Source organism: Nostoc sp. ChiSLP03a (assembly GCF_034531215.2).
Lineage (GTDB): Bacteria > Cyanobacteriota > Cyanobacteriia > Cyanobacteriales > Nostocaceae > Nostoc.
In genome coordinates this window covers 1-13,790 of sequence record NZ_JAVRBQ020000179.1, presented here as the reverse complement: position 1 = coordinate 13,790, position 13,790 = coordinate 1, and the positions used below count along the sequence as shown (strand labels likewise).

Annotated in this window: 8 protein-coding genes and 2 pseudogenes; 2 read left to right on the top strand and 8 right to left on the bottom strand. The window is 43.1% G+C overall.

Going from position 1 to position 13,790, the window contains the following annotated elements:
* Positions 1 to 68 precede the first annotated feature (68 nt).
* Positions 69 to 1,451, top strand: a complete 1,383-nt coding sequence (gene opcA / locus RMY32_RS30125) for a glucose-6-phosphate dehydrogenase assembly protein OpcA (protein WP_322713881.1) — start codon at positions 69 to 71, stop codon at positions 1,449 to 1,451.
* 943 nt (positions 1,452 to 2,394) lie between these two features.
* On the opposite strand, the gene RMY32_RS30120 is transcribed toward opcA, so the two are convergent.
* Positions 2,395 to 3,030, bottom strand: a complete 636-nt coding sequence (locus tag RMY32_RS30120) for a glutathione S-transferase (RefSeq protein WP_322713880.1) — start codon at positions 3,028 to 3,030, stop codon at positions 2,395 to 2,397.
* A gap of 383 nt (positions 3,031 to 3,413) precedes the next feature.
* On the opposite strand from RMY32_RS30120, the gene RMY32_RS30115 reads away from it, so the two are divergent.
* Positions 3,414 to 4,889, top strand: a complete 1,476-nt coding sequence (locus RMY32_RS30115; RefSeq protein WP_322713879.1) for a cobyrinate a,c-diamide synthase — start codon at positions 3,414 to 3,416, stop codon at positions 4,887 to 4,889.
* 220 nt (positions 4,890 to 5,109) lie between these two features.
* On the opposite strand, the gene RMY32_RS30110 is transcribed toward RMY32_RS30115, so the two are convergent.
* The 7 genes and pseudogenes from RMY32_RS30110 to RMY32_RS30080 form a co-directional block, all read right to left on the bottom strand.
* Entirely contained in the window at positions 5,110 to 5,532 is a 423-nt protein-coding gene (locus RMY32_RS30110) for a TerB family tellurite resistance protein (protein WP_289797368.1), read from the bottom strand.
* Between the two features lie 57 nt (positions 5,533 to 5,589).
* Positions 5,590 to 7,098 carry a 16S rRNA (cytosine(967)-C(5))-methyltransferase RsmB gene (rsmB, locus tag RMY32_RS30105; protein ID WP_322713878.1) on the bottom strand — a complete coding sequence of 503 codons (1,509 nt, stop codon included), beginning with the start codon at positions 7,096 to 7,098 and terminating at the stop codon, positions 5,590 to 5,592.
* Positions 7,099 to 7,330: 232 nt separating this feature from the next.
* Positions 7,331 to 8,782 (bottom strand): glycoside hydrolase 100 family protein, encoded by a 1,452-nt coding sequence (locus tag RMY32_RS30100; RefSeq protein ID WP_322713877.1) that lies wholly within the window; start codon positions 8,780 to 8,782, stop codon positions 7,331 to 7,333.
* A gap of 664 nt (positions 8,783 to 9,446) precedes the next feature.
* Positions 9,447 to 9,635: pseudogene (locus RMY32_RS30095) on the bottom strand (Uma2 family endonuclease); the annotation flags it as partial.
* Between the two features lie 133 nt (positions 9,636 to 9,768).
* A complete protein-coding gene (locus RMY32_RS30090; RefSeq protein ID WP_322713876.1) occupies positions 9,769 to 11,106 on the bottom strand; it encodes a decarboxylase in 1,338 nt (445 codons plus the stop codon).
* Positions 11,094 to 12,922 (bottom strand): annotated as a pseudogene (locus RMY32_RS30085) (asparagine synthetase B family protein). The gene RMY32_RS30090 and the pseudogene RMY32_RS30085 overlap by 13 nt, the downstream one beginning before the upstream one ends.
* Positions 12,923 to 12,927: 5 nt before the next feature.
* Positions 12,928 to 13,551 (bottom strand): DUF3859 domain-containing protein, encoded by a 624-nt coding sequence (locus tag RMY32_RS30080; RefSeq protein WP_322713875.1) that lies wholly within the window; start codon positions 13,549 to 13,551, stop codon positions 12,928 to 12,930.
* Between the last annotated feature and the right edge of the window lie 239 nt (positions 13,552 to 13,790).

Genomic DNA, 13,790 nt, shown 5'->3' with positions numbered 1-13,790 from the left:
ACAAATGACAAATGACAAATGACCAATGATAAAATTCAAAATCCAAAATCCAAAATCCAAAATCTACTATGGCTCCCCAAGCTTCTACAATTTATTCACTTCAGGCGCCAAAAGATATTTCGCTTAACGAAATAGAAGCGGAACTTCATCAAATTTGGCAAAGTTATGGTATTACTGGCGAGGACGGTGGGCTTCCTGCTGCCACCCGCGCCACAACATTTACTTTAGTGGTTTACGAACCCGAAGAAACCCAATATCTTTTGGCTACTTTGGGATTTTACAACGGCCCGCTTGACGGGATTTTAGGGCCTCAGATGGTAGCTGCCTTGCGGCAAGTGCAGACAAAATATGCTCTGCCAGATACGGGAACAGCAACACCTGAAACCCTGGCTATCTTGAGAGAAGAATTCATCAAACGTCAAGGAAACGGTGCTACGGGAGACAATGGTTCTATTGAACTTCCCAGCTTAAGTTTAAATGCCCCAAGCCCCAGAATTGCTGATGAAATCGCCCTCCGCAACCCCTGCCGCATCATCGCGCTATTTCCCATTACTGGCGAAGATACAGGGGTTAAGGCTCAGGTTTCTGCCTATTGCCCAATCCAAAAGCAATCGTCAAGCACACTAATTTGTTGCGAATACATCACTCTCAGTGGAACTGCTGCTGCCTTAGAACGCATCGGTGGTATGCTTCCAGCATTGTTGATTGGCGGCTTACCAAAGTTTCTCTGGTGGAAAGCAACACCAGACCCGAATAACGCTCTATTCAAGCGGTTGGCAGCCGTCTGCAATAATGTGATTGTGGATTCTTGCCGCTTTAACGAGCCAGAAAACGATTTACTCCACCTCCAAGAATTGGTGGAAAGTGGGGTTCCTTTGGCTGACCTCAACTGGCGTCGCCTATCAGCATGGCAGGAATTGACAGCTGAAGCTTACGACTCACCTCATCGTCGGGCCGCCCTTGGGGAAGTTGACCGAGTAACTATTGATTACGAAAAAGGCAACCCGGCACAAGCATTGCTGTTTTTGGGTTGGTTGGGAAGTCGTCTAGGATGGCAGCCAGTTTCTTATAAAAAGGAAACCGGAGATTATGACATCACTCGCATTAACTTTATTGCCCAAGACCAACGCCAAGTAGAAACCGAATTAGCGGGTGTTCCCCTTGCTGATGTGGGTGAAATTGCTGGCGACTTGATTGCTTTGCGCCTCAGTTCGACCAATCCGAAGGCAGACTGTGGTACAGTAATTTGCTCGGAAACTGGTGGTTGTATGCGGATGGAAACCCACGGCGGCGCTCAATCTGCTGGTCTGTTTCAACAGGTGACTTCACTTTCGGAACAAAAGGCGGAAGCATTGCTGAGTCAGCAGGTACAACGCTGGGGTCGCGAGTCACTTTTTGAAGAAAGTCTGGGAGTAACTGCGAATATTTTCAAATTGGAAACAAATAGTTAGTTGCGCCTGGAAACAATAAAAGTTACCAAAATTGCGGAAATCAAACACAAACTCTTCAGATTTTTGGATATTTCAATCATCTGGAGGGTTTTTCTATAGCGCTTCTCGGTTGAGTCCAATACAGACCTAACCCCCAGCCCCTTCCCTTGTAGGGAAGGGGAGTAAGATTCAAAGCCTCTCTCCTTTTAAGAGAGGAATGGAAGTGAGGTCAGAGTATATTGCATCCACGCGAGAACCGCCATATTTTCCTTGGTGTTAAATCAATACTGTTCGGTTAAAGCAAGAGACGGGATTCATCATGTCTCTACAATAATCAATCTTTTGTCTTGACGGCGTATCGCGTCTTTGGCGAGCAATAATTTTCATCAAAAAATCTTAATCGAACCGTATTGTCCCAACCTTCTCTTAAGCTTGGGCTACGCTGTACACATTAGTCTTTTAGAGTTGCTGTGTAATTTCTGACTTTTCACGGTATCTGGAAAACCTCTCTTCTATTTCTCTCTCCTAAAAGGAGAGAGACTTGGAATTTTCCCCCTTCCCTCGCAGGGAAGGGGGTTAGGGGGTTAGGTCAATCGTTAGCTTTTCCACATAATGTGAAAAGTCAGGTGTAACTTAGGGTGGGCTAATCTTTGCAAGTCGATGTATTAACATAACAAGTCAATGCATTGGCATAGCAGGTCGATGCATTAACATAACAAGTCGATGTATTAACATAACAGGTCGATGTATTAACATAACAAGTCGATGTATTAACATAACAGGTCGATGTATTAACATAACAAGTCAATGCATTGGCATAACAAGTCGATGTATTAACATAACAGGTCGATGCATTAACATAGCAGCTCAAGACGTGGGACAGCTTTAGAAGACTTTTGTGTACACTGTAGCCTTGCTTGGGAGAAGGATTTAGGGTGAAAGCTCATCGATTCATGCAAGAAGTCTATTGAAAAGATACCTCGTATTTACCTCCACGCTCCAGGGCGCGTTTGTAAGCAGGTCGTTCATGAATGCGCTCGACAAATTCTTTCAGCTTTGGCCGGTTCTCAACTTCTTCGGGGAGTGCAGCGATTACTTCTAGAGGAAAGCTCATTTGGATATCGGCGGCGGTAAATTCATTGCCTACAAACCACGTATTTTTACGGAGTTCGTCTTCTATGTAGTCAAAGTGAAGTTTGATCTGGGGTGCGACGAATCCGCTAACCACACTGCTGTCGCCTGCCCCGAAATTGTTTAATATCAACCGCATTACCAACAGTGGCATTGCCGAACCTTCGGCGTAATGCAGCCAATACTTGTAGCGCAGATGCTCCGGCGTACCGGATGCTGGGACTAACCGACCATTACCATAGCGATCGACTAGGTATTCGATAATTGCACCCGACTCAGCGATCGTCAAGTCTGCATCTGTGATTACTGGTGACTTGCCGAGAGGATGGACTTGGCGCAGCGACTCCGGTGCCATCATCGTCTTGGCATCGCGTTCATAGAACTCGATTTCGTATTCGATACCTAATTCTTCAAGCAGCCACAGCACTCGCTGCGATCGCGAGTTGTTAAGATGATGCACTCTAATCATAAAACTTTCCTCTTTTGGTAGCTAATTATTATCCGATCTCGGCTAATCTCCAACTGTATTATTAAACAGACGTTTTCAACCCAACTCCCCTAATTGACTGGTTTTCTGGTTTCTAATTGGTATAAGTTTGAGTTAGTTGGTTGGAGAAACTGGTGCATCTGCTTTTGCAAAAAGCGACGATAGACGCAATACGGTTTGGTTAACGTTTTCATATTTTGAAGATCCCCCCAACCCCCCTTAAAAAGGGGGGCTTCCAAGGCTCTTTTACCCACTTTTTAAGGGGATCGCCGTAGGCGGGGGGATCTTAACCAAACTGTATTGACGATAGACACACAGCCAATAATCGAAATAGTTGCTACATAAAAACCTAATTTGTTTCATTTATGGCTTTAGTCATTGCCGGAGAACGTAGTGGGGTGGGTAAGACAACAGTCACGCTCACCCTTTTAGCATCTTTACGCCGTCGCGATCGCTTGGTACAATCTTTTAAGGTGGGGCCAGACTACATCGATCCGATGTTTCATCAACACGTAACTGGTCGTGCTTGTCGCAATTTAGACCCCGTATTGACTTCTGAAGTTTACGTTCAGCAATGTTTTGCCTATCATAGCCAACTGAGTGAATATGCCCTCGTGGAAGGGGTGATGGGGTTGTTTGATGGAATTGGGCATGGAGAATGGGGCATGGGGCATGGGGACAAGGGAGACAAGGGGACAAGGGGACAAGGGGACAAGGAAAATAATCATGCCCAATGCTCAATGCCCTATGCCCAATCCCCCACTGATTTTGCAAGTACGGCACACATTGCGCGGCTGTTAGATTTGCCTGTGGTGTTAGCGATCGATTGCAGTCGTTTATCTGGTTCTGTGGCTGCGATCGCACACGGCTATCGATCTTTTGATCCCCGAATTAAAATAGCTGGGGTAGTATTAAATCGCGTCGGGAGCGATCGCCATCTCTCTCTCTTGAAAGATTCCCTAGAACCTTTACAATTACCCATTCTCGGCGTAATGCGCCGTCAAGATAACATCACAATTCCCGATCGCCATTTGGGTTTAGTACCCACAGCCGAACTTCCCGAACTCAATGCTTTAATCGATCGTCTCGCCGATTTAGGAGATACTTGCTTTGACTGGCAGCGTTTATTACCTTTGTTAAAATCAGAACCCCTTTCTGGCTTTGCTTCATCTTCCTTATCTGCCTCATTCCCAGTTAGGATTGCAGTAGCCCGCGATCGCGCTTTTAATTTTTACTACCAAGACAATCTCGATTTGCTGCAACAGCTTGGTGCAGAATTGGTTTTCTGGAGTCCCTTAGAAGATGCTGGTATACCAAAAGATATTCAGGGAATGTATTTTGGCGGTGGTTTCCCGGAAGTTTTTGCCCAGCAACTCGCAGAAAATTCTAGCGTTCGTCACGCAGTGAAAACGGTAATACTTAAAGGAATGCCTACAATCGCCGAATGCGGCGGATTGATGTATTTGTGCGAGCAAATTATCGATTTTGAAGGTAAATCTTGGTCAATGGCGGGAGTGCTACCAACATCTGCTGTGATGGGTGGACGTTTAACTTTGGGCTATCGTCGTGCTATAGCTTTGCAAGATAATTTGTTAGTTAAAGCAAATACAACTGTTTACGGACATGAGTTTCATCGTTCCCATTTAACCTTAACTCCCACTCAACCCCTATTTGAAACTTCTCGCTACGATTGTGACGAAAATATGGGATGCGAAGGATGGGGTTTACCTGCAAATATTTATGCTTCTTATGTCCATCTACATTGGGGAGAAAGTAGAGAAATTCCCCAACAGTTTCTTCAAGAATGTCTAAAAGTAGCATCTTCAAAAACGTGGATTTAAGCCAATACAGTTCAGATATAGCACAAGCCTTGGTGGTTAGGACATTAACAGATGATAAAACTTAGACACAACAAGACTTTTCACCCAATCCCCAATCCCCAGTCCCCAGTCCCTTGCTATAACCCAAAACCCTCATGTAAAGACGCGATTTATCGCGTCTTACACAAAAAGGCAGTGAGATAATTCACCGCCTCCTCTGGGATCAACTCATAGTTCCATGTTAGTTTTGGACTTCAACCCAACGGCGGTAAAGCTTTTGAATTTGTTTGAGAAGCGCAGTCGGAGCTGGTTGATTTGACTCATTCGGCTTCGCTATATCCTGCAATTGCGTCAGGAGTCTGGCTTCTTCGACAGCAACTTCACCATCGCTATAAATTAAGCCACTGATGGCTTCAATCAGATTTTCGCAATCTTCAAGACTGGGGCGATCGCCTAGATACTCCCGTACCCAGTCGTAGCATTCTTTTGGCTGCACAGGAACTAATTCGTACAGCCAAGGCTTAATTTCTGGGTCGTTAGCTAAACCTTTTGCTTGAGCTATTTCGCGGAGATATTGCCGTTCTTCTGGCTGGATTCTGCCATCGATCCAGGCAGCTCCAATCAGGATTTTAACTAAGTTTTTCACATTGGAAGGGGAAACCATTGCTGCCTCCTCTGGTAGATTCAGGCCTCCACCAAATCGTACAATCCCAAACAGTATTCACTCGGAATTATTGGTTTTTCTTAAGCGCACCATAAAAAAACCATCTATGTCCTGTCGATGGGGCCAAAGTTTAAACCAACCTTGAGGTGTACTATCGGTAGAATCAGGTAAATCAATGCCAATAGGAGACTCAATTTGCCAATCAGGTGAATCAGCTAAAAACGCCGAAACTACTTGTTCATTTTCCGCCGGATGCAATGTACACGTAGCATAAACTAGTACACCACCAGGTTTGACAAAAGTTGATGTATGTGTCAATAATTCTCGTTGCAGCACCGAAAGTTCTCGGACTGATTCTGGTGTCTGTCGCCAACGCGCATCAGCATGACGGTGCATGGTTCCTAAACCAGAACATGGAGCATCGAGTAATACGCGGTCTGCGGTGTTTTGAAATTGCTTGAAGTGGCGGCTGTCACCAGTGTAAATTTGAATAGATTGTAAATTTAGCCGTTGAGAATTTTCTTGGAGTTTGCGAAGACGAGAAGCAGTGCGATCGCAAGCCCAAATTTTACCTTTATCTGCCATTAATTCAGCAATGTGGGTTGTTTTCCCCCCTGGTGCAGCACAAGCATCAATTATCACCTCACCTGGTTGGGGGTCGAGCAAATGACTTACCAATTGAGCGCTAGCATCTTGTACAGTCCACCAACCTTCTTTAAAACCCGGTAGTTTTTGAATTGACCCAGTATTACCAATAAATCGTAAAGCTTGCGGTAAATGAGGAATCCGTCTCACCAAAACACCAGCAGATTGCAAAGCCGTCTCAACTTTTTCAATGGAAGTGCGAAGTGGGTTGATGCGTAAGTCAATGGTTGGTGATTGGTTCATCCATTCACACAGTTGTTCTGTCTCAGCAAAACCCAGTTGTTCTAACCAAACTTGAACAATCCAATCAGGAAAACTGTGTAAAATGCCCAAGCGTTCCACCTGACTTTTTACATCATTTGGAATTAACGCGAAACCTAACCCCCCAGCCCCCTTCCCTAGTAGGGAAGGGGGAGAATTCAAAGCCTCTCCCCTTGTAGGGGAGAGGTTTGGAGAGAGGTTTTCCAGATCCGGTGAAAAGTCAGAGAATTCTACTGGATTTTCTGGAAGTTGTAACGCATCGCCCTTTATCTTCTCTGCAAGCCGGATGTATTGTCGTAATAAACCGTTAACAAAACCCGCCAGTCCAGCAAAACCGTTTTCTTTAGCGAGTTGGACTGTGGTATTAACAGCAGCTGAGGCGGGAATACGCTCTTGATAACGCAGTTGGTAAAAGCCCAGATGTAAGATAGTGCGGAGGTCTGGTGGTTGTTGATGAGATTTCTTTTTAGCGAATCGATCGATGAGAGTATCGAGGGTGCGTTGCCTTCTGACGCTCCCATAAACCAATTCTGTCACTAAGCGGCGATCGCAATCAGGCAAATTAACTTTTTGCAGCACTCTATCTAGGGCAACATCAGCATAAGCCCCCTTATGAACATCTCGTAAGGCGATAAAAGCTAATTGACGGGGGTTTGTCATGAAAACACGATTCAGGAGTCAGGAGGCTTTTGTATTCTAACTCCCAACTCTGCCAATTTTAGATTTTGAATTTTGGATTTGGGATTGAAGTAAAAATCTAAAATCTAAAATCCAAAATTAAATAACTCCCAACTCTGCCAATTTTAGATTTTGAATTTTGGATTTGGGATTGAAGTAAAAATCTAAAATCTAAAATCCAAAATTAAATAACTCCCAACTCATAACTTACCTATCAAGACATATAGGGATCTACACTGGCAATTTCAAACTCGCACGCTCTAGAAACCTGTTCTGCTGGCAATTTTCCAAAGCTGATTAATGGTAAAGAAGTGGGGTCTGCCATCAGTTCTTTTGCTAATAAGAACCCAGTGATAGTCCAAGTTTGATATTTTCTAGCTTGTTTGCCAATCAGTCGCCCTTTTTTCCCATCGTAATACTCTGGCCATTCATCTGTACTAAGTCGTCCTTGGGCAGTTTCAATCGCCTTTTGTGCAAGATTTGTTCTATTAGTTTTTACAGCCGCCGCCGCCAACATCCACATTAATACAGGCCAACTACCAGCATTATGATACGACCAAGGTATATTTTTGGGGTCACATCCAGTTACAATTCTGTATTCTTCATGTTCCAAAGCTGGGAAACAAATTTTCATTGGCATATCTCCCACCAAATCATCCCATCGTTCCTCAATAAGAGTCATAATCGCTTGTGACTGTTCTTCGGTGGCTAAGTCGGAAATGATTGCCATTAAGTTTCCGAGTGAAAAGAAGCGAGTATCTAGCTGCGATGGCCCAACATTACCTGCTAGATAACCACCTTTTCTTGGTAGCCACTTGTCCAATTCATAATAGGGAACAGAATCTACATATATGTTGAACAGATTAACAGCAGCCTTGCCATATTCTTCACTTTTGAAGCGATAAATTGCATTCAGACGATTAATATCTATCCAATAATGCTGGCGAATATGAGCGCATAATAGAGGCAACCGGTTATCAATGGCTTCAACAATATCAGAATTACCTTGACAAATTAGCAGTTCGCGAGATGCACGCAATGCCGTGTAAAAAAGGACTTGCAATTCTAAAGGATGCCCATAAATGCCCATACGACGGTCAATCATACAAGCGCCATCTGGAACCAACAGCGTTGGGTACATATCAAAACGATTCGCCAAACAGATTTCCATGATTAACCTGATTCCATTTTGGAATTCAGGTTGATAGGCGAGAGAAAAATCTTTTGTGGCGACTATATAAGCGCGCAATAAAATAATCCACCATAAGCAAGAATCTACAGGCGTAACTCTAGCGATCGCATGTTCGCCAAAGTCGGCTTCTAAATATTCTTGCCCATTTTCTGATACCACTTTAAAGCTAGCTGGGATTAATCCTCTTCCTGGCTTATAGGCATCCAATGCTCTTTCTTTAGGCTGTAATTTTAAGGTTTCTTCTAAGAAATTACGAACAATATCTGTTCTACCTTTGATCAGAAAAATTAGAGCTGAAGAGACAAAATCTCGAATAAAGCACTGGTCATAATTGAGCGCTTCTACAGAAACATCATAAGCAGCTACTGTTCCAACAGGACGACCTTGATAATAGAGAATTGATTTCTCTAGTGCTAGCCATGCTTCTTCTACTTCTTTTAAATTCTCAGCAGTTTCCAATTCGTTTAGGTGCATTACCAGAATAACTCCATAAGGATTGTGAATTTATGGTAGATGTCTCTTCATTTATTATTTTTGCTATTCTCAGCATAACAAAAACCATTTTTTGAATAGCAAAGATAACTTGGTAAAAAAATAATCAACTAACAAGGAAGAAATTGGCTGATATTTATGCCACTTTATTGTTAGTTAATTGCTTGTAATCTATTACTATTTTGGTGAATTTTAGTTGTTGCTTTCACCGCAAGTAGTAATATTTTTCCTAAAAACAGTCACATAAGATATACTTTTAGATTATTTATTGTTCCCTTGTCTGTTCAGAATCTTTGCTTTACCAAACAAAAACATATCTTCAGTGCTGTTTAGGAGTTGTGCAAAGTTAAAACTGGTTGCAGTATATTTACTTGAGCAAGATTAGTTTTTGACATGAAGAAGTCGATTAGTCCCCTATTATCTAATAATTTATAACGTTTTTTCTGAATATGCAAGATGAAGTCTATAAAATTTTAATATGTCAATACTTCTCAAGAGTTAAATATCTTACCCTGCTGATAGATGAAACGGGACGTTTATGGCAGTAGAGCCAAAAACAATCAAGAATACTGAGTCGTAATACCGCCCATAAGATACAGAGAATATGCAAAGTACATAAGTACTGAGATTAGCAAAGTGATGTTGATTACTGTTCTCCCGAAGCAGCCTTAAACACTTGTTCAGCAGTTAGATTTAGCTCTCTTAAAGTTGGCGATTGAATTTGCTCATTACCACAAAACTGAGTTACTTGGTATTCGTCATCCACTAATATATAAACTGATATTGTCGGTTGTTTCGGATTGCCGATAAACCGTTTTCCACCAAGAGCAGCATACTAGTCGGTTCAAAAGCAAAGAGATGATTGCATTTTAGACACCGACCTTGATTAGCTGTTCGGTCTTTTAGTTTATTGTCAGTTCCGCAGTTAATACATTTCATAATAGTTGCCCAATGTAATTTGTTAATTGTTAGTTATCTAGCACCTGATTTGTTAATAAAACACTGTAGTCTTCCCGCCGACGAATCAAGCGATGTGCACCATTTTCTAGCAAGACTTCCGCAGGTTTGGGACGGTGTAAAAAGTGAGACGACATGGCATAACCATAAGCACCGACATCTAGAATGGCAACGATATCACCAATTTCTAGGGCTGGAAGTTGACAATTTTTCCCTAAATAATCTCGTGAATAGGTGGTGTTACCACAAATATCAGTTGTGAATAGGGAGACGCGATTCATCGCGTCTGTACAAGAAATGCGATGAATCGCCTCTGTATAAGAGTGGGGAATTGAGGATTTGTCTGCTTGCTTCCAAGTGACAATTTCTCGGTAGCCGCCGTGTACTGAGGGTACTGAAAGATTAGCAACGGTGGTATCAACTCCAACAATCTGTTTTTCTCCTTGCCATTTTACCGAAACAACTTGAGCCAGTAAAGTTGCACATCCAGCGATCGCACTTCGTCCGGGTTCAATCACCAAATCAATTTTCCGCCCTAAACGAGTAATTCTCTCGGTTAACTCAGTTCCAAATATTTCCCAGTCAAAGGCTGTTTTGTTGTGATGATAAGGGTAGCCAAAGCCACCACCAAAATCTAAATATTCCCAATCTGGTAACTTTTGGGCTGTGGCGATTACCGTATCAATTACTTGGGTAAAAGCTGCTGTGGCGTTAGTTCCCGTTCCTCGATAGAAGTGTAAACCACTTAGCTTTAATCCCACCTTACTAGTTAAAGCGATCGCATCACCAAATTGTTCTGGACGTACACCAATGCGGCTATCTCCGGTAATTTCTGGCAAATTGAGGCGTAAACTTAGCCGAATAGATTTCTCTGTGCCTTTGGGCAAAACTTCGCAGCACAACTGCAACTGAGCTAGACTATCAAAATTGAGAGTTTTAACTCCCCAATTCAAAACTTGTAGCATCTCAGCCTGATTCAAATTACTGCCACTATAAACAATCTCACTAGGATCGAAACCAGCTTGCAATCCCAGATAAATATCTCCTGGCGTATTGGCGTGAAGTCCCCATCCAAAGGAGCGAAAAATTTTTAACAGTGCAATGTTCCCATTAGTAACACTGGCAAACCGAAATTGCGTGCGGGGATAGCTTACTGCTTTGCTAATCCGTTCAATAGTTTCGCGCAAGCGATCGCCATTATAAACATAAAGCGGAGAACCGTAGTTATTCAGTAACTCCTCGGCAAGTTCTTTAGAGAATGGGAAAGATGAGGAGATTAATTTTTCACTCCTAACTCCTAACTCCTTACTCATAACTCCCAACTCCTCACTTTTATCTAACCTTGCCATCGCTTGAAATTTCTCCATAGCCAACGATGTAACCAAAAGGGATGATCCCAAGACTGTTTAGTTAGTTTTTCATTTAAAACGTGCGATCGCCAAAGTTGCCACATAATTAGTAACCAGAGTGTTTCACCAATCCGACGGCCTTGAATAGCTGCTCCCAGTTTGCCTTCAACGATTTGTGCCGCGATGTGAGGATAAAAATGATTGTTGGCGCGAAGTATTCCTGGATTGAGCCAAATGCCGAGTTGATGCCAAAAATCATTTAAACACCAAGAAGTTAAAGGAACCCCCATACCACGTTTTTGTCGCCAGACAATTTCGGGTGGAAGCCAATTTTCTACAGCCCGTTTGAGGATATATTTTTCACAAGCACCCTGTAAGCAGAGTTCTCCAGAGAAGCGAAATGTCCACTCAGCTAGAGGTAAATCACAAAAAGGCGATCGCACCCATAATCCATGAGCAAACCCCAATGCAGTGGCACGGGGATGGATATTCTGCGCTCCTTTGAGCATCAAATTAGCACGGCGGAGGCGATGCAGCAAAGATGGACATTCATTGCAATCTAAAGCTGCCAATAGCCAATCTTCAGGATGCAAATTTTGGATCTGTGCATAGATATCTGGCTGATAAACTTGAGATTCGTATCCTCCAAGACGGTGAAAGGTGCGGAAATATTGCTGGATAAAAGTTTCTTGTCCGGCGGGATTTTCTGCTTGATAAACACCTGCGGCAATTAAAGGTTTGTTCGTCCAACCAGCAAACAATTGATCTCCACCTTCGCCGTTAAAAATTACCTGAGTTTCCTGACTCGCTTTCTCAGATAGAAGATACAACGGCACACACCATCTCCATAAGGCAAATCTAATGCTTGCACAGTCGGAATTAAAGCATTCTCAATCGAACTTGGGGTTACTGCAACTTTAACAAGCGGAATTCTGAGAAATTGGGCGACTTGTTCAGCATAGAGATATTCTGGAATACCTGCGTTCCCAAAATCTAAAGTGTAAGCGCGGACTTTCACCCCTGCTTGTACCAGCAGCGCCGCCACCACTGAAGAATCAAGTCCGCCAGAGAGAAACACGCCGACAGGCTCATCTTTTAAATCGGCAATTTGTCGCTCAATAGAGTTTTTCAGGAGAGTTTGCAATTGGGTAATTGCTGTAGCTTCATCTGTTAACTGTTCTGACGCTTCCCGCCACGAGTGGATGTTTTTAGATTCAGGTGTTTGCAGCTTACCTGATTGGCGATCGCTCTGCCAAACTAATTCCGTCCCAGCCGTCACTGCAAACACTTCTTTAATAGCAGTTAAGGGTGTGGGAACGTAAGAAAAACAGCTATAGCCATATAACCCAGCAATACTAACTTCTGACTGTGGCAAAATCGGTAAAAGTAATTGCAGTTGAGATGCAAACCAGATTATTTGTCCTTGCACAGTCCAATACAAAGGAACTCTTCCAAAAGCTTCCCTTCCCAAAACTAAGCAGTTATTTTCCTGGATTACCCAAGCATCGGGTGAGCTAAATAATCTTGATGCAAAGATGGCAGCAATTTGATTTTGTTGCAGTGGGGGATTGCCATCCAGTCCGATGTAAACAACATTCCAAATGGGAGGAGAATAATTTTCCTGTGCAGAAAACTGACTTTTCAGACCTAACCCCCTAACCCCCTTCCCTACCAGGGAAGGGGGAAAGTTCAAAGCCTCTCCCCTTGTAGGGGAGAGGTTTGGAGAGAGGTTTTCCACCACAGTAGTTAACAGCGCTTCCAACTCGTTTTGAGCGCCGTAACCCCAATAGCCAAGAAAGTGATGCGGGATAACCATCTGAACTATTTAACTTCAAAGGTTGCATCGCTAATCTGCCGACCTTCTAGGAACATCTGCACTTTCCAATTGCCAACAGTTGCAGCTGGGTTAATAGTGTAGCGACACTGGGTATCCCAGACAGACGTATTAATCTCGCGGGTTTGATAGTTGTTTTGCTTGACAATTTGACCGCTTGGGTCAATCCAATTACAAGAAAGAGCCAGCTTTTTACCCAAAGGTGCATCCTTTAGAGTGACACGATACAACACTTCTGGATTGGTTTGGCGGGAAATTGTCTTCAAATCGCCGCTATTATTTTGTGTCAAAGTGATGCGGTCTTGTTGAGCAGAAACACGGGAAAGTGTAGAACTTTGCTGCTGCATGAAAAATATTGTAAATGCAATGACAATTACTACAACTGCCACCACTCCAGAGGTAATCCATCGATTCCGGCGTTGTTGTACTTCCAGTGCTTGGCGGCGATTTAGCTGAATCAGCGCTTCATCTAGTAACTCTGGCGGTAAATTCAACTCCTGTAAAATTTCTTTAACCTGCTGTTGGTCTAGTTCCGCTTCCCGACGCAATTGCAGACCTTCTATTTCTGTAACTATTTGTGATAATTGCTCTTGAGTCAGTCGCCGCGTCATAGCTTAACTCCTGTTGAAAAAACTTGATGGCGATCGCTAAATCTCGCTTTTGTAGGTACATCATAAGCTACAAAATAAAGTTGTTGCTTTTCGGATTCTTTACAGCACTTTGCAACTAAATGAGGTACAGAACCAAGGATTCGCAAATCAAATTATTCTTCTCCCTCTTGCCTCCTGCCTTCTGCCTCCTGCCTCAAAACCAGTGAATTTGTACCTCATGCAAAAGAAAACTGCTGTAA

Coding starts and splice junctions, on each gene's coding strand:
- RMY32_RS30110 (WP_289797368.1), bottom strand. CDS start 5,532: ATGGTTTCCCCTTCCAATGTGAAAAACTTAGTTAAAATCCTGATTGGA.
- RMY32_RS30115 (WP_322713879.1), top strand. CDS start 3,414: ATGGCTTTAGTCATTGCCGGAGAACGTAGTGGGGTGGGTAAGACAACA.
- RMY32_RS30100 (WP_322713877.1), bottom strand. CDS start 8,782: ATGCACCTAAACGAATTGGAAACTGCTGAGAATTTAAAAGAAGTAGAA.
- rsmB (WP_322713878.1), bottom strand. CDS start 7,098: ATGACAAACCCCCGTCAATTAGCTTTTATCGCCTTACGAGATGTTCAT.
- RMY32_RS30120 (WP_322713880.1), bottom strand. CDS start 3,030: ATGATTAGAGTGCATCATCTTAACAACTCGCGATCGCAGCGAGTGCTG.
- RMY32_RS30090 (WP_322713876.1), bottom strand. CDS start 11,106: ATGGCAAGGTTAGATAAAAGTGAGGAGTTGGGAGTTATGAGTAAGGAG.
- opcA (WP_322713881.1), top strand. CDS start 69: ATGGCTCCCCAAGCTTCTACAATTTATTCACTTCAGGCGCCAAAAGAT.
- RMY32_RS30080 (WP_322713875.1), bottom strand. CDS start 13,551: ATGACGCGGCGACTGACTCAAGAGCAATTATCACAAATAGTTACAGAA.